The organism is Halomonas sp. DP4Y7-1 (assembly GCF_019800705.1).
Classification (GTDB): domain Bacteria; phylum Pseudomonadota; class Gammaproteobacteria; order Pseudomonadales; family Halomonadaceae; genus Halomonas; species Halomonas litopenaei_A.
Genome location: NZ_JAHVKS010000001.1, coordinates 813,152 through 835,008 on the forward strand (window position 1 = coordinate 813,152; position 21,857 = coordinate 835,008).

The 21,857-nt window shown below is 61.1% G+C and carries 13 protein-coding genes; 5 read left to right on the forward strand and 8 right to left on the reverse strand.

The genetic code is table 11. The features are described from left to right. Positions 1-323: 323 nt before the first annotated feature. Positions 324-2,453, forward strand: coding sequence for a TonB-dependent siderophore receptor (locus KUV72_RS03350; protein ID WP_222237419.1), 2,130 nt, complete (start codon positions 324-326; stop codon positions 2,451-2,453). Positions 2,454-2,729: 276 nt separating this feature from the next. Here the strand turns inward: KUV72_RS03350 and KUV72_RS03355 are convergent, their stop codons facing one another. From KUV72_RS03355 to KUV72_RS03375, 5 genes are all read right to left on the reverse strand, one after another. Continuing rightward, positions 2,730-3,449 carry a DsbA family protein gene (locus KUV72_RS03355; protein WP_222237420.1) on the reverse strand — a complete coding sequence of 240 codons (720 nt, stop codon included), beginning with the start codon at positions 3,447-3,449 and terminating at the stop codon, positions 2,730-2,732. 270 nt (positions 3,450-3,719) lie between these two features. After that, positions 3,720-4,730: a FecCD family ABC transporter permease gene (locus KUV72_RS03360; protein WP_315857841.1), complete on the reverse strand. Its 1,011-nt coding sequence runs from the start codon at positions 4,728-4,730 to the stop codon at positions 3,720-3,722. Next, the gene (locus KUV72_RS03365) at positions 4,727-5,731 is read right to left on the reverse strand and encodes a FecCD family ABC transporter permease (RefSeq protein ID WP_222237421.1); all 1,005 of its coding nucleotides are present in this window, start codon (positions 5,729-5,731) and stop codon (positions 4,727-4,729) included. Before KUV72_RS03365 ends, KUV72_RS03360 begins: the two co-directional genes overlap by 4 nt. A gap of 10 nt (positions 5,732-5,741) precedes the next feature. Continuing rightward, positions 5,742-6,725, reverse strand: coding sequence for an ABC transporter substrate-binding protein (locus KUV72_RS03370; RefSeq protein WP_224851776.1), 984 nt, complete (start codon positions 6,723-6,725; stop codon positions 5,742-5,744). 107 nt (positions 6,726-6,832) lie between these two features. After that, complete coding sequence (locus tag KUV72_RS03375) at positions 6,833-9,046, reverse strand: TonB-dependent siderophore receptor (RefSeq protein WP_222162052.1); 2,214 nt, start codon at positions 9,044-9,046, stop codon at positions 6,833-6,835. A 1,420-nt stretch (positions 9,047-10,466) separates the two neighbouring features. Between KUV72_RS03375 and KUV72_RS03380 the strand changes: the two genes are divergently transcribed. Further along, the gene (locus KUV72_RS03380; RefSeq protein ID WP_222237423.1) at positions 10,467-12,167 is read left to right on the forward strand and encodes a sodium:solute symporter family protein; all 1,701 of its coding nucleotides are present in this window, start codon (positions 10,467-10,469) and stop codon (positions 12,165-12,167) included. A 54-nt stretch (positions 12,168-12,221) separates the two neighbouring features. Beyond that, positions 12,222-12,350, forward strand: a complete 129-nt coding sequence (locus KUV72_RS03385; RefSeq protein ID WP_222162054.1) for a putative transporter small subunit — start codon at positions 12,222-12,224, stop codon at positions 12,348-12,350. A gap of 180 nt (positions 12,351-12,530) precedes the next feature. Here KUV72_RS03385 and KUV72_RS03390 read toward each other — a convergent pair whose 3' ends face one another. Next, complete coding sequence (locus KUV72_RS03390) at positions 12,531-13,700, reverse strand: L-dopachrome tautomerase-related protein (RefSeq protein ID WP_222237425.1); 1,170 nt, start codon at positions 13,698-13,700, stop codon at positions 12,531-12,533. Between the two features lie 169 nt (positions 13,701-13,869). Here KUV72_RS03390 and KUV72_RS03395 point away from each other — a divergent pair, with 169 nt between their 5' ends. Continuing rightward, positions 13,870-16,059, forward strand: coding sequence for an OsmC domain/YcaO domain-containing protein (locus KUV72_RS03395; RefSeq protein ID WP_222162116.1), 2,190 nt, complete (start codon positions 13,870-13,872; stop codon positions 16,057-16,059). An 11-nt stretch (positions 16,060-16,070) separates the two neighbouring features. On the opposite strand, the gene fhuB is transcribed toward KUV72_RS03395, so the two are convergent. Beyond that, positions 16,071-18,092, reverse strand: a complete 2,022-nt coding sequence (gene fhuB, locus KUV72_RS03400; RefSeq protein ID WP_222237427.1) for a Fe(3+)-hydroxamate ABC transporter permease FhuB — start codon at positions 18,090-18,092, stop codon at positions 16,071-16,073. Continuing rightward, positions 18,089-18,907 (reverse strand): ABC transporter substrate-binding protein, encoded by an 819-nt coding sequence (locus KUV72_RS03405; RefSeq protein ID WP_222237428.1) that lies wholly within the window; start codon positions 18,905-18,907, stop codon positions 18,089-18,091. Before KUV72_RS03405 ends, fhuB begins: the two co-directional genes overlap by 4 nt. Before the next feature lie 625 nt (positions 18,908-19,532). Between KUV72_RS03405 and KUV72_RS03410 the strand changes: the two genes are divergently transcribed. Then, the gene (locus tag KUV72_RS03410; protein WP_222237429.1) at positions 19,533-21,785 is read left to right on the forward strand and encodes a TonB-dependent receptor; all 2,253 of its coding nucleotides are present in this window, start codon (positions 19,533-19,535) and stop codon (positions 21,783-21,785) included. Positions 21,786-21,857: the final 72 nt, after the last annotated feature.

Consider the following 21,857-nt stretch of genomic DNA (forward strand, 5'->3'; position numbering starts at 1 on the left):
CGTCCCTGTTCAGGCGCCCCGGTTCTGGCGCCCGGTTCTGGCGTCAACATGGCTGGGTGCTGTCCGAACAGCTGCCGAGTCAAGGCACGAGCAGGCCTGCGGTATTTTCACTGGGGGCTAGGGTGTTATCGGTGAGGGGCTAGCCGTTTTCATAGATGAGGAGGTGCCACCCACAATGGGCAAGGTAGGCTCTGTTTATTGATGTTCATTCAAATGATTTTGTTTCTCATTCTTGACTTTGTATGACCTAATCCCGAGAATTTGGTTGCTCTGCGAACCATCACAATAACCAGACTCCATAACGATTTCTCGGGATGTATCACATGAACACTTTGCTCTATCGTTTCGTGGGCCGGGCGGGGGCCTGTCCGCGTGCGCTGACGGCCGTCTGTTGCCTGGCTCCGGTGTTGTCGTTTCCGGCACTGGCACAGGAAGCCGACAGCGATGCCAAGGATGAGGTCTACCGGCTGGCGCCCATCATCGTCAACGCCAAGGCGGTGGCTGACGATGATGCCAACGCCATTGTTGCCCAGGAGCTCTGGGTCGGTGGCAAGGTTGCCACCAGTATTCTGGATACTCCCGCATCGGTCTCGGTGATCACCCAGAAAGAGATCGAGCAGCGTAATGCCAGTACCACCGAAGAGGTGCTGCAGTACACGCCTGGCGTCATCACCGATTACTTTGGCACCGATGATCGCAACGACTACTTCCAGATTCGCGGCTTCCAGGCCACCACGTATCGGGATGGCATGACGCTTGGCTCGATGCGTGGTGTCAGAGAAGAGCCGTTCGCCTACGAGCGTATCGAGGTGCTGCGGGGGGCCAACTCCACACTGTTCGGGCCGGCCGACCCGGGCGGATCGGTCAACTTTGTCACCAAGCGCCCGCGCTTCGAGCGTTTTGGCGAGGCCTACGCAAGCTACGGTTCCTTCGACCACCTTGAAACGGGCGTCGATTTCGGTGATGTGCTGGATGACAGTGGCACCCTGGCGTATCGGATCACTGGCAAGGTGCAGGACAGCGGTCGGGAATACGACCACTCCCGCGACGACAACGAGTTTGTCATGGCAGGGCTGGCCTGGGAGCCCACCGACTTCACCACCGCCAGCCTGATCATCGATCACCTGGATCGCGATGACACACCCAATAGCGGCGGTTACCCACTGGACCGTGACTACTCGCGGGATGAGTTCTTCGGTGAGCCGGACTTCAATTACCACGATGTAGAACGTACCAGCGCGACCGGCCAGTTTACCCACGATTTCGACAATGGCCTGGTACTGCGGGGCAACCTGCGCTATAGCGATCTGTCCGATGACTTCGGCTACATCTACCTGACCGATTCCGCAGCTCGCACGGGCTCCATCGTGGACCGCGACTACTTTGGCACCGATACCGATGCCCACGAAGTGATCGGTAACCTGATGGTGCAGTACGACGCCAGATTCGATGGTTTCGACAGCAGTACACTGGTAGGCACCGAGTACCGAGACGCCTCGACCGACGATAGCTCCATCTATGGCGATGCACAGCCGATCGACCTGTCCAACCCGACCTTCAGCGGCGGGCCGTCCAGCCTCAACGTGTATAGCACCAATGACCAGGACTATGAGACCCGCTCGGTCTTCCTGCAGCAGAACCTGTCCTTCGACGATCGCTTCATCGTCACCGCAGGGGTACGCAATGACGATATGGACCTGTCGAGCAAGGGGGTGTCCTGGGGCGCCGCCTTCGACGACAGTGATGATTTCTCGGAGACGTCCTTCCGTGGCGCCTTGACCTATATCATCAATGAAGAGCTGTCTTCCTATGTCAGCTACGTCGAGTCGGTGGCACCGCCTTCCATCGGTGTGACGCCCGAGCGTGGCGAGCAGTATGAAGTGGGGCTGAAGTACGCTCCGATCGGTACTAACGCTCTGTTCTCGGCATCGGTGTATGACCTCAACCAGGACGACATCACCATCGCAGTGGTCCAGGACAGTGGGATCATCGAGCGTGAAACCATCGGGGAGTCACGGGTAAGGGGACTGGAGCTTGAGGCCAAGGTAGAGCTTTCCGACAACCTCAGCGTGATCGGCGGCTACTCTTACATGGACTCTGAAGTGGAGCGTGGCACGCTGCGCGACGGCAGCTCCATCGAGGGCAACGAACTCACCACCACGCCGGAGCACATGGCCTCACTATGGACTCACTACACGCTGCCTGACCTGAACATGAGCGTAGGGCTTGGGGCGCGCTATACCGGTGAGTACTACTTTGATACCGCCAACACCATCAAGAGCGAGTCGGCGACCATCTTCGATGCATCGTACAGCTACCAGTTCGTGCAGAACACTGACCTCTCTCTGCATGTCAGCAACCTGTTCGACGAGAAGCACGTAGTAGGTTCCGGGACGGCGGATTACTACAACCCAGGACGCGAGGTGACCGCCAAGCTCAGCTATCGCTGGTAAAGGCTTACCTCGACGTTGTCGTGTGATATGCCGTACTCGTGCAAAAGGGGCGCCGTCTAACGGCGCCCCTTTTTGATCATGGTAGAGCGCACTGATTGGACAGCGCGCCACGAGGCGGTGGGTACTGCGGCGCCAAGGTGGGCCGCCGTGCACGGAGTCTGCGTAACATGTCGCCGGACGGTGCTGCCTCCGAGGGGGCTCCGATGATGGCCTGGGGGTGACAATATCTCGGACTTTGCGAAGGGCTTACTCAGGACGTAGCCGATGCCATACCGCTCAGCTATCCACGCCCGCCTGATGATCTTCGTTCACCATCTCGCTTGCGACCTGTCGCAACACTTCCTGATAGTTCTCAACGCCCTGGGCCCCGGTAACCAGGTAACGGCGGTTGAACACCATGGCAGGGACCCCGCTGATGCCCTGTTGTTGCCAGAAGGCCTGGCGCTGGCGTACCGATTCGCCGCGATCGCCCGACTCGAGTATTGCCACGACCTCATCGCGGTCATGGCCAAGATCCGCCGCCACATCGGCCAGCACGTCGATCTGGTGAAGGTCGCGGCGCTCGCTGAAGAAGGCGCTGAACAGGGCCTGCTTCATGCGGTGGCCTTCGTCTGGCGAACGCTGCTCCGCCCAGTCGATCAACTGGTGGGCGCGGAAGGTGTTCACCATGCGCATATCATCGGTGTAGTGGAAGGCAAAGCCAAGCTCGGCACCCATCTGGGTGAGTCGCTCCCGTGCCGCTCGTGAGTCCTCTTCGCTGGTGCCGTATTTGGCGGCGATGTGCTCGCGCAGGTTTTCGCCTTCCTCGCCCATCTGCGGATTGAGCTCGAAGGGGTGCCAATGGACGTCGATATTGATGCCGGTCTGACGCGACGCTTCGGCGAGCTGACGATAGCCGATGACGCACCAGGGGCAAACCACGTCGGAGACGATATCGACGGTAATCGTGGCGTCGGTAGTGTGGTCGCCGCGACGGCTGTCGGGGTGAGCAGTCATATCAGTCTGTGCTCCTGAAAGGATCCAATACGGCGTTGGTCGTTAGCAGAGCAATTACCTTACACCCCGCAGGTCCTTGAGGACCACCACACGCAGGCGGCCGTATTGTCACTTTCCGGGCGGCTGGCCTGCCTGATGCCCGATAGATGAGATGCCCCCTCAATGTGAAGCCCGACAAAGGAAGTTCCTGATAGGTTGGGTGCGACGGGAGGCGATAGCCGATAGCGGACGAGGCCTATCGGCCAGCAGCAGTCCAACCCTCGCAGTAAGTCACTTGTGCCTATTGTCACGCACAAGAAAGGTCAGCAAGTACGGCGCACCTAGTACGCCGGTGACAATGCCCACGGGATAGCGCGCTGGGAGCAGGTGTTGGCCGATAAAGTCGGCCGCCAGTACCAGCAGCGCGCCGACCAGCATGGCCGGCAGCAATACTGAGCCCTGGTGCTGGATAAGGCGAGCAGCGATGGGACCGCTGAGAAAAGCGACGAAGGCAATCGGTCCCGTCACCGCGGTGGCAAAGGCGACCAGGCCGACAGCCGCCACCACGACGACCAGGCGCAGCAGCGATAGGCGAATACCGAGGCCGCGCGCCACATCATCCCCCATGCGCATGACCTCAAGGTGACGCGCCAGACACAGCAGGGGAATGCCAAGTAGCGCCAGTGCCAGCAATAGCGGAAGGCCTTGGGCCAGATGCACGCTGTTGAGGCTACCTGCCATCCAGCGCAGCGCTTCCTGCAGTGACCAGGCCGGTGCTTGGGTGAGCAGATAGGCGATAGCACTCTGCAGCATCGCGGAAAGGCCGATACCCACCAGAATCAGGCGAGTGTCGGCGATCCCCTTGCGCCAGGACAGCAGGTAGATACACAGCGCTACACCGAGCCCGCCGATGATGGCCATGAGCGATACCAGTGCACCGCTGAGGGATAGCCCGATGATCGCGAACACCGCACAGGCACTGGCGCCGGTACTGATGCCGATCACGTCCGGGCTGGCCAAGGGGTTGCGCAGCATGGTCTGAAAGGCCGCACCACCTAGCCCAAAGCAGGCACCGGACAGCACGGCGACCAGGGCTCGTGGCGCACGCAGTTCCCATAGAGTGAAGGAGGCGCCAGCGATGTGCTCTCCAGAGAACACCGCCAGGATGGTGGCGGGCGACAGATAAGACTGCCCGAGCATCAGGGTGATGGCGACGCCTGACATCACCGCGGCCACCAGGGCGACGATAATGCGCGACCGCTGTCGGTCGGAAGGGGCGCTGGATAGCGGTGCGGTTGTCACAGTGACCTCAGCTGATGGCGACGAACGATCGCAATGAAGACAGGGCCGCCCACCAGGGCGGTGACGATGCCCACGTCGAGTTCCGCCGGGCTGACCAGCATGCGGCCTAGGGTATCGGCCAGGGTTACCAGCAAGGCGCCGCCAAGGGCCGAGAGCGGAAGCAGCCTACGGTAGTCGCTACCCGTCATCATGCGCAGGGCGTGTGGCACCACCAGTCCGACGAAGCCGATGGGCCCGCAGGCGGCCGTGGTGGCTCCGCATAGCAGGATGGCGCCCGATGCCGCGAGCCAGCGCGCCTGGGCAACCCGTTCACCCAGTCCTGTGGCGGTATCATCGCCTAGGGCCATCAGGTTGAGTCGGCGCGCCGAGCTGAGCGTCAGGATCATGCCAAGCACCATCAACGGCAGCACCGGCAGGATGCGGTCGAGGGTGGCACCGCCAACGCCGCCGATCAGCCACGAGTGCAGCAGTCCGGCGATATCTGAGCGGGGCAGGATGATGGCCGAGGTGAGCGATGCCAGGGCGGCGGACATGACGGCGCCACTCAAGGCCAATCTCAGCGGCGTGGGGCCGCCGCGGCTGAGGCTGGCAATCAGGTAGACGACCAGTGCGCTGATAGCGGCACCGAGAACGGCGACCCACAGATACTCGGCAACATGCTGCATGGCAAACCAGGCAATGCCGATGACCACCGCTAGCGAGGCGCCGGCGTTGACCCCGAGAAGGCCTGGATCCGCCAACGGGTTGCGGGTCAGGCCCTGCATGCCGGCTCCGGCCACCGCCAGTGACGCACCTGCCAGGTTGGCCAGTAGCGTGCGTGGCAGGCGACTGGCCACGGCGGCTTCTGCCATGGAGTCGACGCTACCGTCGGTCAGGCCCAGCAGGGTGGCCCAGCCGGTGTCCCGGGTGCCAATGCCGATGGATAACAAGGCCGCCGCCACGAGGGCGGCGGCGAGCCACCAGGTCAATGCACCTGGTGGCGTCAAGCGCTGGAGGCTCATGCCAGAACGCTCACTCCTGTTCACGTTTCAAGGCGGCCTGGGACAGCTGGTCGACGTAGGTGTCGAGCACCCAGGGTATGGACAGCGGGGTAGGGTTGGCGGCAGTGCCTTGCGGGTCGTTGCCCAGCAGCACCAGCGCATCCTGCTCGACCGCTGGCAGCCGCGAGGTCAGCATGTGTTGGTTGAGCCGGTCCACCAGTGGCTGACCGCCATAGGTGACGATGATATCCACGTCGGCAATGTCATCGATACGCTCTGCGCTGATGGAACCGCCGAAGCGACCGTCTACCGAACTGTCCGTGACAAACTGAGGTGATGTCAGGCCGAGCTCGTGAAAGAAGCGAACCCGCGCGTCGTTGTCGTTGTAGAAGTTGATCTGGCTCAGGTCGGTGGGTTTGATGTGGCTGATCAACATCGCGCTTTTGCCCTTCAGCTCCGGGTGTGACGCGATCTGTTCATTGACCTGGGCCTCCAGGCGCTCGATCAGCGCCTCGCCTTCCTCCGCCATTCCCATGCCGGCACTGTTGAGGCGGATCATGTCACGCCAGCCCGATGACCAGGGCGCCTCGGGATAGGCGACCACCGGGGCGATCTTGCTGAGGGTGTCATAGTCGGCCTGACTCATTCCCGAGTAGGCCGCGAGGATGACGTCAGGACGGCTCGCCGCCACCGCCTCGAAGTCGATCCCATCGCCTTCGTCGTACAGCGTGTAGGGGCCTGCATTCAACTCGTCCAGGCGCTCTTCCACCCATGGCTGGATGCCATCGCCGTCGTCGTCGCCGAAGGACATGGCAGCAAAGCCCACCGGCACGATGCCGAGTGCCAGAGGCACTTCGTGGTTGGCCCAGGAGACCGTGGCGATCCGTTCGGGCTGTTCCTCGATCACGGTGACACCGAGTGCGTGCTCGATTTCGATCGGGTAGTCGTCGGCGAGCACCGGCGGGGCGATGGCCATCAGCAGGGCAAGGGACAAAGGCGCGTGTCGCATGAACATCTCATCTTCCTTGTGGCGGTAGTCGCCGGCGAGCATGCGCCAGCGTGACAATCGGGAAACGTGGGACGGGCGCCGGAGGAGGCGCCCGTCGTCGACCCTGATATGACTTAGAAGTCGTAGTTCAGGCTCAGCAGTGCGCTGCGGGGTTGGCCGTAGATACCCTGGCTGTAGAAGCCCAATTGAGAATAATACTCTTCATCAAACAGGTTGGTCACATTGAGCTGCGCGCTCAGATTCTCGTTGATGCGATAGCGCGCCATGGCATCGGCAACGAAGACATCGCCCTGGCCAATCTTTCTGGTTCCCAGCGGAGTATCGTTGTCGCGATAGGTATCGCCCTGCCAGCGGGCGCCGCCGCCTACGGTCAGGTCCGACCAGCGTCCCGGCAGTTGCCAGCTGGCAAAGACCTTGGCCTGCTGGCGCGCATAGCTGGTATTGAGCTGATTGCCGTCGGCATCCTCGGCATCCACCAAGGCATAGCTGGCGGAAAGGTTGACGCCTGCGGCAACTTCACCGGCAATTTCCACCTCGAAGCCTTCGACCTCAGCACCATCGGTGGTGGTATAGGCCTGATCGGTGGTGCCAGCGACAAAGACGCCGGGGAGTTCCACGGCCAGGTTGTCCTGCTGGCTCTGGAAGACAGCGAAGGACAGGTCGGCGCGGTCGTCGAACAGCTCCGCCTTCAGCCCCAGCTCGTAGTTGATGCCCTCCAAGGGATCCAGCAGCGCGCCGCTGGGGGAGCGCTCGCTCTGGGTGTTGAAGATCTCGGTGTAGCTGGCGTAAGCGCTGAGATCATCGGTGATATCAACGATCAGACCCGCATAGGGAGTGAGCTCGTTGTCATACTCGTACTCTCGTTCGCCGCGATAGTCCTGATCGATCTTCCAGTCGGTCATGCGCGCGCCGACGATAAAGTGCACCGGGTCCGCCAGCGAGAAGCGAGATACCGCGTAGTAGCCGGTCTGCTCGGTCACCGTATCATCGGTCAGTCCCCACTCACCCCAGGCGGGCTCGGCCAGCGCCGGGTCGTTGCGGTCGCTGAAGCTGCCCAGTGCCGGCACATCACCGGCCGGGCCGCGGCTGCGAATTTCGTAGTCTTCGTTGAGGTCCATGTAGCCGAAGCCCAGCTGGTGCTCGCGACCGAACAGTTCGAACGGGCCTTCCGCGCTGAGGTGCAGGTTCTTCTGGGTACGGTCTCCGCGATAGTCGAGCAGGTAGGACTCAGTGGCGTAGGAGGGCGTGTAGTAAAGCACGCCGGTCTCGCGGTCCGGGTAGCCGCCACGGTAGTTATAGGTAAGGCCGTAGTTGGCGTCGCCGTAACTGTAGGCGGCGCGGGCCTTCCAGCCGCTGTCGAAGTGGTGGGTCAGGTCGACGAAACCACGCGTGTTCTCGGTAAAGAAGTTGGCCCACTCGGTGTTGTTGGCGGTAGAGCGGTCGTAGTCGGTGCGTCCGCCATCCAGGTAGTACTGAGGCACACCGATGTAGGCGCCATCCTGATCATAGTGCTGATACTCGACCCCGAGGGTGAGTTCTGTGCGGTCGGTCAGCTCAGCGGTAAGAACGCCATAGAGGGTCTCCCGGTCGTGCTCGACATCATCCATGAAACTGTCGGAGCGGTCCTTGGCGGCGACAAAGCGCACGCCGACTCGGCCTTCACTGTCCAGAGGCGTGCTGACGTCGACCACGCCACGGCCACGGTCCCAGCGACCCACCGCCGCACTGACGCTGCCGGCGGCCTCATCCAGCGGCTTCTTGCGCACGAAATTGACCGTGGCAGAGGGATCGCCAACGCCCGTCATCAGTCCGGTGGCGCCGCGTACGACTTCCACTCGGTCGTAGATGGCGGCATCCCACTCGGCGTCGCCGAAGGGCCAGAACGGACTGGTGTTGCTCTGAAGTCCATCGAACTGGAAGTTGCGGATGGAGTAGCCGCGGGACTGGAAGTTGGTGCGTGTGCCATCCAGGCGAATGGCCGATACCCCCGGGAGCCGTTCGACCGCCTCGGTGGTGCTGGTGATCGCCTCGTCATCCATCTGTTGGCGAGTCAGAAAGCTCATTGACTGGGGCGTTTGACGAGGCGTCAGCGTCAGGCCGCTGGCACTGGCGCTGGATTCGACCCGGTAGGTCTCGCTCAGCTCGGTAGTGGGGCGCAGGTCCTCTCCCACCACGGTGATATTGCTTAGCTGCTCGGTGTCTTGAGCGAACGTCGCACTGGAGATCGGCAGCAGGGTGCCAGCGGTAAGGCCGATAGCCACCGTCAGAGGATGCAGGCGAGGGCGTGAGAGGTGAAGGACCGCGTTGGAGCGAGCGTGGTGTGCCACTGTGTCAGTTCCCTGGAATTTATTTATGAATGCGAATTATTACTGTTTTTGTTTTTGCGCGTTTATGCACAACGCCACGCTTGCTATGCGGCGTGCCATAAATGAGCGTCGCCGGGGAACGTTTCCTGGAAATCGAGAATGGGGGGAGCCGACGAACGGGGAGAAGCAGGGGGCGCGGGATATCGGGCCTTTATCGTGTAGGGCCCCTGGGTCAGGGCTGAATCCATCCGTTGAAGGAAATGATGGGCCCAGTGTTTACCGCGCAGACGTCGATGCACCTTGGGGGAGGTGAGACGTTGGAGCCGGTCGCCGTGCGGGGACATCGTCGCGCGGAGATGGAAGGGCGACTTCCTTTGCTCGCGTGAGCGGTAGCAGGGTGGTGCGTGAGCGGTAGCAGGGTGGTGCGTGAGAGTCAGCCAGCGGGGATAGGAGAGGCTAGGACAGGGTAAGGCTTGCACAAGGTGAAGCTTTGATAGCGTGACGACAGGTGACGCTCCTGCCGATGTATCGGCACCTTTATAGAAAGATAACTTTGCTCCATGTTAGGCAGGTTGGACATTTCAGTTCTGGCTCAGTAAGGTATGGGTCTCGCGTCGCATGGAGATCCGTCTTTTTCGCCGGAAAGGCGCGCCAAATGGATTTTCTGTCGCCGTACTAAGTATAAAATGTTGCTGGTGTCATCGTAGGTCCCACTAGCGATTTCTGATGAGAAAAGTGTAAAACTCGACAAATTTCAGGTTGGGTTTTCGCGCTATTTATTGACGAAACCTGCCATTGAAAGGTTCGTATCGCTTCCTTGTCGATATAGAGGATGAACATGTCGCCTCATTACTCCGACCAGGGTCGTTGCATGCCCCGTCGACCTCCTCCCTCCTGCCCTTAGGGAGTGGTGCCTGCGTGCTGACCTGAGCACGTGACTCAGCGATGATGGCTGTGCAACAGCCCGTGGGATCAGGTTTCCGGCAGCTGGCGACGGGTGAAGCCCTTATTGCATCGCCTAGTTAAGCCGGCCTTGATGTCGTCGCGAGCTTGATGTCGTCCTGAGTGAGTCCGCGGCCAAGTCGCTCTGAGCTCGCCATGGTGCGAGCCAGGCAGACGGCATGTTTCCAGGCGGAAACGACCTTCCCCTCCCTGTCCCTATGTTGCCCAACGCTATGCGATGCGCCGTCGCACGGTGCCGCGGTGTTGTGGGCCACTTTTCCGTTCGCTGTTTGACGTCGCAGCCCTTGCTTCGTGGGCGCTGGCTAGCATGCCATGCATCTGGCGCTCGCCGGTGGAGACTGCGCGCCTCCCATAGCGGAACTCGACGGCATGCCACGGGAAATGCTGCGTAAATGTTTCGATCGCGGTCGTTTATGCGGTGTTTCCCTGACGCGACACAAATCGGCATGCCTGTGTTCAACTCACAATAGGATTGCCCTTGAACAGTTCTTCGCTTTACCAATTCTCGACCTGGACCGTCATCCTGTTGATGGTCGCTTTTTATGGCGGTACCTACCTGCTGACCCTCGGCATCCGCAAGAAGAAAGAAGACGCCGACGCCTTCATGGTCTCGAACCACCGGGTCGGCTTCGGCATCGGTGCCGCCAGCATGACGGCCACCTGGATCTGGGCCGCCTCCTTCTACGCCGCTGCCACCTCCGGTTATACCTATGGTGTGTCCGGCCCGATTCACTACGGGCTGTGGGGCGCGCTGATGATCCTGTTCATCTATCCCTTCGGCCGCCGCTTCCGCAAGCTTGCCCCCAACGCCCACACCCTGGGCGAGCTGATTCATGCGCGCCACGGCTCCTCCAGCCAGCTGATCCTGGCGCTATCGAATCTGCTCGGCAGCATCATCAGCCTGATGGTCAACTTCACTGCCGCCGGCGCGCTGGTGTCGGTGCTCTCGTCGCTATCGTTCCAGGCCGGCGTGATCATCGCCGGTGTCGGGGTGTTGCTGTACACGCTGTGGTCGGGCTTTCGCGCCTCGGTGCTGACGGACTTTGCTCAACTGGTCGCGCTGATGGCGATCGCCGTGGTGATCATTCCGGCGGTGTTCTTTTCCATGGGTGGGCCGACCGAGCTGGTGGCCGGTCTCGATAACCTGACGCCTGAGCAGGCCGACTTCTTCTCGATGGACGCTATTCTCAACCAGGGCGCGCCCTTCTTCGTGGCGGTACTGGCCTATGCCATCGGTAATCAGACCATTTCCCAGCGCCTGTTCGCGGTGAACGAAGATCACATCAAGCCGACCTTCCTCACCGCTACCGTGGGGTATGGTGCCATCGTCATCGGCCTTGGCATGATCGGCCTGATGGCGCTGACCCTGGGGATCGAGCCCCTTAACGGAGACATGAACAACCTGATCCCGCAGATGGTGTCGAGCTACCTGCCGCCGGTGTTCATCGCGGCCTTCTTCATCCTGGTGATCGGCTCATTGTCCTCGACCGCCGATTCCGACCTGTCGGCCCTGTCTGCGATCATGATGGCCGACGTCTACGGCAAGAACATTGCCCGTGGCAAGGCCGACCCCCGCCGCATGCTGCTGGTGGGCCGCCTCACGATGATCGTGGCCACCATGATCGGCATCGTCTTTGCGAGCTTCTCGCTGGATATTCTGGTGATGCTGGTATTCGTCGGCGCGCTATGGGGTGCCATCGTCTTCCCGGTCATTGCCAGCTGCTTCTGGAGCCGGGTCTCCAACGCTGCCTTCACCACCTCGGTGCTGGTAGCCATGGTGGCCTTCTGTGCGGCGCGCTTCGAATGGCTGCCGATGACCGGCATCACCGGGCTTGGGTTCGAGCTGCTGGCCAGTATCGGCGGCGGCATCATCATCGCGCTGATGGTGTTCGGCTTTCTGGGTCGGGTGGCCGGCGCGTTGGCTGGACTTGCGGCCTTCGTTGCCATGCTGGTATTCGCTACCGGCTTCCTGCGCGAGTACACGGTTCTGCTGGCGTCATTGACGGCCTATGGCACCAGCACGCTGGTCTGTGTGGCGATGAGCCTCGCCAGCCGTGAACGCTTCGACTTCGACTGTATTGCAGAGCGTGTCGGCAACTATGACGCCGCCGAGGCCGCGCCGGTAGCCGACGAGCACCCGCGCAAGCCCGCCCCGGCAGGACTTGCGACCCAGCGCTGAACCCTTGTTTGACGGGCGCCGCAGGCTGGCGGCGCCCACCGATGGAGATTCCCCATGACCCTGCTCTTTGGCCTTTACGTATTGATCTGGCCTGCCCTCACCCTAGGCGTGCTGCTGCTGATCTGCCGCGCCGTTGCCCGCGACCGTCGTGAGGCGAAAAAGGACCACCGGACCCTGGTGTGAGACGCGACGCGCACTGACCTGTTGCGTTACCTGACCTCGATGCGAGGGACAGGCCACAAGGCAAGAAGCCGCCCCTCGGGGCGGCTTCTTTCGTTATGCCTGGCCTGATGGCTGGCGATAGGGCGGGGAGGTCTCTTCAGCGCCGCGCCAAGCCATGCCAGATCAGAGCTGACACAGCACTCAGTCTTCCTCTGTCTCGTCTGCTTCTTCTGTCTCGGTATCGCCGACCCAGACTTTGAGGATGGCGTAAGGCGCCTTGCCCTCATCGTCCCCACCGGTGAACGGCGGTGCCTTGTGCAGCTGATTCACCGCGACATAGAGCCAGCCATCGTCAGCAAGACGCACACTGTCAGGCCAGTCCAGGCGTTCGTCGCGCACGAGTGGCTCCAGGCGTCCATCCATGGTCAGGATGTCAACGCCATTCTCGTTGAGGTTGGTGAAGAAGTGGCGCCCATCCTCGACGGTGTCGGCGCCGTCAGATACCGGCTTGTCACCGACCCGGGTGATGGCATTTGCCAGGTCGTCACGCTCCGCGTCCTCGACCAGCAGGTCCGTAGGCATGGCGTACCAGCTTTGACCATTCATGGCGCCGTAGAATAGCGTTTCACCGTTAGCGGACAGGGTGATGGGGTTGACTCCGACGCTGGCCGGTTCGCCGCCAAACTCGATGTCCTCGCCGTTGATGGTGAGCGTCGCGGACGCCTCGGCCTGCAGCGAAGGATGATCATCAAAGCGGTGAGCCTCGCCGCTCTCCAGGTCGAGGGTGATGATGCCCGGCTTGGCGATATCTGCCAGGTAGGCAACACCACGTTCGCGGTCCACTTCCAGATCCTGGACAAAGCTGCCCTCAGGGGCGATGTCCTGGGGCAAGGTAATCTTGTCGATCAACTCGCCGGAGGCAATATCAAACCCCCAAAGTCGCGTCTTGCCCAGGTGGTTGCCCATATCCGTGATCCACAGGCCTCCTTGGCCATCCAGCGCAATGCCCAGCGGTGAATCGATGGTGTCATCGGTGTAGTCACCACCATGGGTCTGCAGCTGTGGCGATGGCCAGGCCCGGTAGCTGTGGGGACCGGTGATCTCGATCAACTGGGCGTCGTGATCGCCGTCCATAGGATGGACGGTGGAGAAGATGCGACCTTCTGCAGTAACGGTGACGTTGCCTGGGCGCAATGGAAGTTCGGCAACGCTTCTGATCTCGCCGCGATACAGAGGCTCTGCGGCAGCCTGATAGTGACCCTGAAGGGGGTCATGGGCGACCGCGGTGACGGGCAGGGTGGCGGCCATCAATGCGGACAGCAGCAGTGAACGGGGAAGCTCGCGCTGGGCACGGCGACGGGCGGTGGACATGGGGCGACCTCGTAATAGCGATAACTTGAGCGACTGCTCAATGCCCAACCCTAGCATGTTTTGTGCTCACCCCAAGACGCCACCGGGTGAAAACTGGATAATGCGCCTCAATGGCGTGGTCACGTGACCAAGGTTGACCACCCCCACCCATTACTCCGGTGCTGACTCCATGGAAATCAAGGTCAATTTTCTCGACAACTTGCGGCTTGAGGCCAAGTTCGACGACTTCACCGTCGTCACCGACCAGCCGATTCGCTACAAGGGTGACGGCTCGGCGCCGAGCCCCTTCGACTATTTCCTGGCGTCGTCTGCTCTGTGCGCCGCGTATTTCGTCAAGGTGTACTGCGTCGCGCGGGACATTCCCACCGAGAATATCCGCCTCTCGCAGAACAACATCGTTGACCCGGAAAATCGCTACAACCAGATCTTCAAGATCCAGGTCGAGCTGCCGGAAGATCTGTCCGACAAGGACCGCCAGGGCATTCTGCGCTCGATCGAACGCTGTACCGTCAAGAAGGTGGTGCAGACCGGTCCCGAGTTCCAGATCGAGACGGTGGAGAACCTCGACGAAGACGCCCAGGCGTTGCTGATGGCGGAGCCGCCGGAGGGAGAGCGTACCTGGATCGAGGGCAAGGACCTCCCTCTGGAGCAGACCATTGCCAACATGACCGGCATGCTGGCGGAGCTCGGCATGAAGGTCGAGATCGCCTCCTGGCGCAATATTGTGCCCCATGTCTGGTCGCTGCATATCCGTGACGCCGCGTCCCCCATGTGCTTCACCAACGGCAAGGGGGCGACCAAGGAAAGCGCGCTGTGCTCGGCGCTGGGTGAGTTCATCGAGCGCTTGAGCTGCAACTTCTTCTACAACGACCAGTTCTTCGGTGAAGAGATCGCCTCGAGCGAATTCGTTCACTATCCCTGCGAAAAGTGGTTTCAGCCAGGGCCCAACGACGAGCTGCCCAAGGGCATTCTCGACGACTACTGCCTGGAGATCTTCGATCCGGACGGTGAGCTTCAGGGCTCGCACCTGATCGATACCAACTCGGGCAAGGTCGAGCGCGGTATCGTCTCGCTGCCGTTCGTGCGTCAGTCCGATGGCGAGGTAATCTATTTTCCGTCGAACCTGATCGAGAACCTGTATCTGTCCAACGGCATGAGCGCCGGCAACACCCTGGCCGAAGCCCAGGTGCAGTGCCTGTCGGAGATCTTCGAGCGGGCGGTGAAACGACAGATCCTGGAGCAGGAGCTGGCGCTGCCAGACGTGCCCGAGGAGGTGCTGGCCAAGTACCCGGATATCGTTGAAGGCGTCAAGGCGCTGGAGGATCAGGGCTTTCCGGTACTGGTGAAGGATGCCTCGCTTGGGGGGCAGTTTCCGGTAGCCTGTGTGACCTTGATGAACCCCAAGACGGGCGGCGTGTTCGCCTCCTTTGGCGCTCATCCGAGCTTCCAGGTCGCCGTGGAGCGCAGTCTGACCGAGCTGATGCAGGGTCGCAGTTTTGAAGGCCTGAATGACTTCATGCCACCGACCTTCAACTCCCTTGCCGTGACCGAGCCGAACAACTTCGTCGAGCATTTCATCGACTCCTCGGGCCTGGTGTCCTGGCGCTTCTTCAGTGCCAGGGCGGATGTCGAGTTTGTCGAGTGGGACTTCTCCGGCAGCAATGACGAAGAAGCGGCGACCCTGTTCGGCATTCTCGAAGAGCTTGGCAAGGAAGCCTACATGATGGTCCACGAGGATCTCGGGGCGCCGGTTTGTCGCATCCTGGTGCCAGGCTATTCCGAGGTCTACCCCGTCGAGGACCTGGTCTGGGACAACACCAACGTGGCGCTTGAGTACCGCGAGGACATCCTCAACCTGCACCGGCTCGACGAAGAGCAGCTCAGTGATCTGCTCGAACGTCTCGACGAGAGCCAGCTCGATGAGCACATGGATATCATCACCCTGATCGGCATCGAGTTTGACGAGAATACCGTGTGGGGCCAGCTCACCATTCTCGAGCTCAAGCTGATGCTGAATCTGGCGCTGGGCCAGCATGAAGAGGCTCTAGATCGGGTCGAGATGTTCCTGCAGTACAACGACAACACCGTTGAGCGTGGCCTGTTCTACCAGGCGGTGCGGGCGGTGTTGGAGATCGAGCTCGATGACGAGCTTGAGCGCGATGACTTCCTCTACAACCTGCGCCGCATGTTCGGTGAGGACAGCATGGACACGGTGGTGCGTGCCGTTGACGGTGAGCTGCGCTTCCCGGGGCTTACGCCCACCAGTATCCAGCTGGAGGGCCTGGAGAAGCATCAGCGTCTGATCGAGAGCTACAAGAAGCTGCACGCGCGCAGGGCTAGGCTGGCGGCTGAAGGCTGACTCGGCGGCGACTAGCGCTGGTGGGGGCGACCCAGCCCCCACATGAAGTAGGCTCCGCCGATGATTGCCGCGACCATACCGGCAGGCAATTGATAGGGCATCAGCAACTGGCGACCTATCCAATCGGCGAAGACCATCACGCTGGCCCCTAGGCAAGCGGCGGCGAGCAGTTGATCGCGTGCCCTGGAAAAGCCCAGCTGTCGCGCCATGTGGGGCGCCAGCAGGCCGATAAAGGTCAGCGGGCCCACGCTCAGAGTGGCGGCAAGCGTCATCAGTACGACGAGCCCCAGCAAGATGGCGCGGCTGGCCGTGATATTGATGCCCAGTGCCGACGCAGAGGCCACGCCGAGTGGAAGAATATCCAACCAGCGAATAAAGGCCGCAAGAAGGGCGGCGAGCGTCAGGGATATTCCCATCAACCAGATACTAGACGTGGCACTGGCATAGTAGGTAGAGCCAGACAGCCAGGACAGCAGTTGTTGGATGCGCGGATCTCCGCTCGACAAAGCAATGGTCTGAACAGAATCCAGCAGCGCCGAAATTGCCACCCCTGTCAGCAGCAGTCGCGTCGGCGCAAAGCTCTGTCTTGCGGTGCAGGCGACAAGTATCGTCAGCGCCACCAACGCGCCCGGCAATCCGCCTGCGACTGATGACAGCGGCGTGATGTGAAACGGCAACAACAGCAGGGCGATGACGCCCATGGCCACCCCCGCACTGATGCCGAGGACTTCAGGGCTTGCCATCGGGTTGCCCGTCACGCGTTGCAACACGGTGCCAGCGAGCGCCAATATCAATCCGGCTGATGCCGCCGTTGCCACTCTTGGCAGGCGCCACGGGGCGATGTCGTCCCATGCGGTTGTGCCAGGTAGCGTCCATGTCAGTGAGGGAGGCTCGACACTGGCGAACAGCGCAATGCCGATGGCAAGTAGCAGCAGGACGGTCAGGATCCAAAGGGTTCGTCGCGGACTAACGCTGGGACGAGGGCCCGCGGTGACGGGGGACGGCCTTCCCGAAGACAGGTGAAGTCGTGGTAGTAGCCACAGCAGCAAGGGGGCGCCAAGCGCTGCCGAAACGGCCCCCGTCGGTAGATGAATCGCTGTCCACATGGCCAGGCACTGGACCGCCAGATCAGTGACCAGCAAGAGCAGTCCGCCCACGATGGTGGACCATACCAGCCGTTGGGCGAGAGTGCGCGCTCCGGCGAGTTTCACCAGCATCGGTGCGGCCAGACCGATGAAGCCAATCAAACCCACGGCACTGACCACACTGCCGGTCAACAGAATGGCAAGCCCAAGACCGGCGACCCGCAGACGCACCAGCGATGCCCCAAGACTGCGCGCACTGGCGGCTTCCAGGTCCAGCAGCGCCAGCCTGGGAGCGAGTACACCGGCGACCGCGATGGCGACGGCAAGGCGCAGCAGTAGCTGTTGGCTGTCGTGCCAGCCTGCTTGGTCCAGTGCACCCGCTCCCCACATCAATACGTTCTTCAAGCTCTCGTGGTGAAACAGCATGACCGCGCCATTGATGGCGCTGATGTAGAGACTGACCACCATGCCTGCCAGCACGACCACCAGAGGGGCAAGATCTCGCCTCCAGGAGATCGCCAGTACCAGCAATGTGGCGGCCGACCCTCCGAGCATAGCGATGATGTCGCGTCCCCCCGCGAGCATGCCGGGAAACCAGATGGTGGACACCACCAGCGCCAGCTGTGCACCGCTGGAAATGCCAAGTGTCGATGGGGAGGCCAGAGGGTTGCGCATGACCTGCTGAATAACGCAGCCCGCCAGCGCCAGGCAGGCGCCGCTGACCAGAGCTGTGCACAGGCGGGGCAGAAAGGTGTAGTGCAGGACTGCCTGTTGTATGTCACTGCCCTCTGGCGACATCAGTGCTTGCCACCACTGTCCTTGCAACGCCTGGTATTCAGTGTCGAGAACCAGCCAGGCCATGAACAAGGCCGCTGCCGCAAGGATGAGAGCAAGGCCGAGAGGGGAGCGCTGGACCGCTGGAGAATGCGTGCAGTGGGCGGTGGTCATCTGGCATCAGCCTGCTGAACATCTGCGGTCGACAGATTTGCTTCGAGCTGCTCCAGCAAGCGCTGGAAAGAACGTAGACCACTGTAGAGCCAGATGGGATCCGTGATGGTGACCCGGCCTTCGCGGACGGCAGGAAGCCGACGCCAGATCTCGTTGGTGGGCAGTTGTCGCAGCACCTGTTGGTCGATGGGGGCGATGATCACGATCTCTGCCTGTGGATTCTCGGCCAGCAGGCTGATGGGGACCTGAGCAAAGCCCCAGCTGTTGGTAGGGCCCTGCCAGGCATTGATGAGCGCCGTCTGATCGAACACCGCTTCCAACATGCTGTGTTCGCCAAAGACTTGAACATGCCGCTCGTCGATCAGGCGTATGACGTAGAGCTCCCTCGGGTTTCCGCTGAGGCGGTCGCGTGTGTCGGCCAGGTGCTTCAGCGTGCTGGAAACAAGAGTTTCTGCTTGCTGCTGAGTCCCGCTGAGACGAGCGATTTCCCGGGTCATGGCGATCGTGGCCTCAAGATATGGCTGACCGGTCGCGAAGTTGTTCATGACCTTGACGGGGGTGATCCGGGATAACCTGGCGTTGTCCCCCGAGAAAAGGTCGCTGGTCAGCAGAAGGTCGGGCGGGTCCAGGGCCAGCAACTCCAGGTGTGGCTGGTTGCGCAGGCCCAGGTCCTTGACCCCATCAGGAATCGGCGGCTCCACCACCCATTTGTCGTAGCCTGGAATATCTGCCGTGGCCATTGGCGTGACGCCAAGTGCCAGTAAGGTTTCGGTGACAGGCCAACTCGCCGAGGCAATACGGGAAGAGGAAGCCACTGGTAGATCTGGGTGAGCTGTCCTGGTCTCACCTGCTGAAGCAGTAGCCATCCACAGGTAAAGACATGCCGCTAGCCAAGTGCCAGCCTGTCGAGACAGTGACCGTCGAAAGAGTGACCGTCGAAAGAGTGACCGTCGAGATCGTGACCGTCGAAAGAGCCCCCGCCGTGAGAATGACGACCAGTGGCAAGCGTGGGGACGTTGGGGCATGCGGGTATCCAGACACCAATACGTTGGCCGTGACGAGGCAGGTCATGACCAAATCATCAGCAGCAGATTGTTAAATCCAGATCTTAAAACCCAGATGTTACATCTGGGCAAAAGCAAGAAGTGCAAATACTATTTTAAAAAACAATCATTATCAATTAAAGTGGCGACCCTTAACCGCTCCGTCACCACTCAACGACGAGACGCTGGAGGGCATGGCAAGGCCCGCGCCCACTGTCTTGCTGCAGATAATGGTTGTCTGTGACAAGTCGCCCAGGGGCACGAATGATCGCGACAGGCCGTCTGCCATGGACGGGAGTCAGCCTGATGTGCCGTGACATTCATCCCCCGGCGCAGCCGGAGGATGCTGCTTGCTTTGCTCTTGTGCCAGTGTGCCTCGTCGCAACAAGGAAATAACATGTTTGCGTTGGCTCCCAACTCCCGTCTTGGCATGTCAGGAGAGTCCTTGCTTCGTCCCGTTGTCCCCGCAGGCTTGCCGACACTGGGAGTCGCCATGCTGGCGTTTCTGCCTCTGGCTGCGCTAGCGCAAGAGCAAGCTTCAACGGCATCCGCCGGCGATGGGGCCATGGACCTGAGTACAGTGACGGTGGTGGGGGAGCAGTGGCGTGATCGTGGTCACGAGACAGTGCCGGAGTTTTCAGGTGGGCAGGTGGCGGCAGGTGGGCGCATCGGAATTCTCGGGGAGGAATCGAGCTTTGATGTGCCGTTCAATGTCATCAGCTACACGGATCAGCTGATCGAGAACCAGCAGGCCGATACCCTGGCCGATGTACTGGACAATGACGCCTCAGTACAGAGTGAGTATGGCTTTGGAAATTTTGCCGAAACCTTTTCGGTACGCGGGTTTCGCCTTTACACCGACGATGTGTCCTATGGTGGCCTTTACGGGGTCCTGCCTCGCCAGATCATCAATACCAGCATCGCCAGCCGGGTCGAGGTGTTCAAGGGTGCCAGCGCCTTTGCCAATGGCATTCCTCCGGGGGGCTCTGGTGTCGGTGGGGCCATCAATATCGAGCCGAAGCGGGCGCCGGACGAACCCTTGACGCGCATCACCACCAGTATCGAGTCCGACAATCAGGTCGGCACCACCGTGGATGTGGGTCGCCGCTACGGAGAGCAGCAGCAGTTCGGTGTGCGTGCGACTGTCGACAGGTCGAGGGGTGATACGGCCATCGATGACGAAGAAGCGAGTGCCACGGCTGCCAGTGTCGCGCTGGACTATCGTGGTGAGAGATTTCGGGCGTCGCTGGACCTCGGTTATCAAAAAGCCGAGCTTGACGGGGGGCGTCCTATCGTCAAGGCAGGTGCCTTGATGCCTGGTGATGACTTCCCCGACGCACCGGATGCCAGCAGCAACTACGGACCTGACTGGCAAGAGACGTCACTGGAAGGCGGCTTTGGCATGTTGCGCGGTGAGTACGACCTGAGCGACAGCTGGACCGCCTATGCCACGATTGGAGGCAACAACAATCACGAGTCCGGAGAATACTCGTCGTTGACGCTACAGAATGAAGAGGGTGACGCGACCGCATCACGCCTGGGGGTTCCCTACCGCTCGGGAACCGTGACCGGCGTGGCAGGGATTCGAGGCGACTGGCAGACCGGGGCCGTCAATCATCAGCTCAACCTGGGGTACTCCGGCTACAGTCGCACGACGCGATCGGCCTGGACCCTGGGCAGTGCGCAGGCCACCAATATCTATCATCCGGCGGATCTAGATTACCCGGAGACAACGTTTTCCGGTGGTGATCTCGGCGACCCCAACCGGCGCTCGCGTACTATCACCAATGGTGTGGCGGTGTCCGATACGTTGGGCTTCCTGGACGAGCGCGTGTTGTTGACCGTGGGCGCTCGCTATCAGGATATCGATATTCGTAACTTCACCTATGAGGGAGAGGTGGAGAGCACCGTATCCGGAGATCGTTGGACTCCGCTATACGGGATTGTCGTCAAGCCCTGGGAAAACGTGTCGCTCTACGCGAACCATATCGAAGCCCTGCAACCGACCGATCCTGCCCCTGGCACGGCCAATGGCATGCCGGTCACCAATGCGGGCCAGGTGATCGGGCTTGCGCGTTCAGACCAGAATGAGGTGGGGATCAAGTACGATGGTGGTGGCCTTGGTGCCACGCTTAGCGTGTTTCGCATTGAACAGCCCCAAGCCTACGTCAATGACCGCAATAGGTACGCCTTCGACGGTGAGCAGGTCAACGAGGGTGTCGAGTTGAGCCTTTACGGTGAAGTGACCGACCGCCTGCGGCTGCTGGGTAGTGCGACCTGGCTTGATCCAGAACTACGCCATACGGCGGACGGTGCCAATGACGGTAATGACGCGCCGGGTGTTCCCGAGTTTGCCGCTGTGCTGGGTTCTGATTGGGACGTGACGGATCGTTTTACCCTTGAAGGGCGAGTGATTCATACCAGCTCGCAGTACGTCGATACTGCCAATGAGTTTGAGATCGACGACTGGACTCGGCTTGATCTGGGCGCGCGCTATACCGCTCCAATGGGTGACAGTGACCTGATCCTGCGTGCCAACATCGAGAACTTGACCGATGAGGACTACTGGGCATCGGCCTCGAATGACCTGAACTATGTGACCATGGGAGATCCCATGACGGTCAAGGTGTCGGCGACGATCGACTTCTGACGGTTCAGCGGGACTCCCAAGGCTGCGGGACCACCTGGCGAGGTGGTCCCGTCGTCGTTCTGGAGGGCGTTA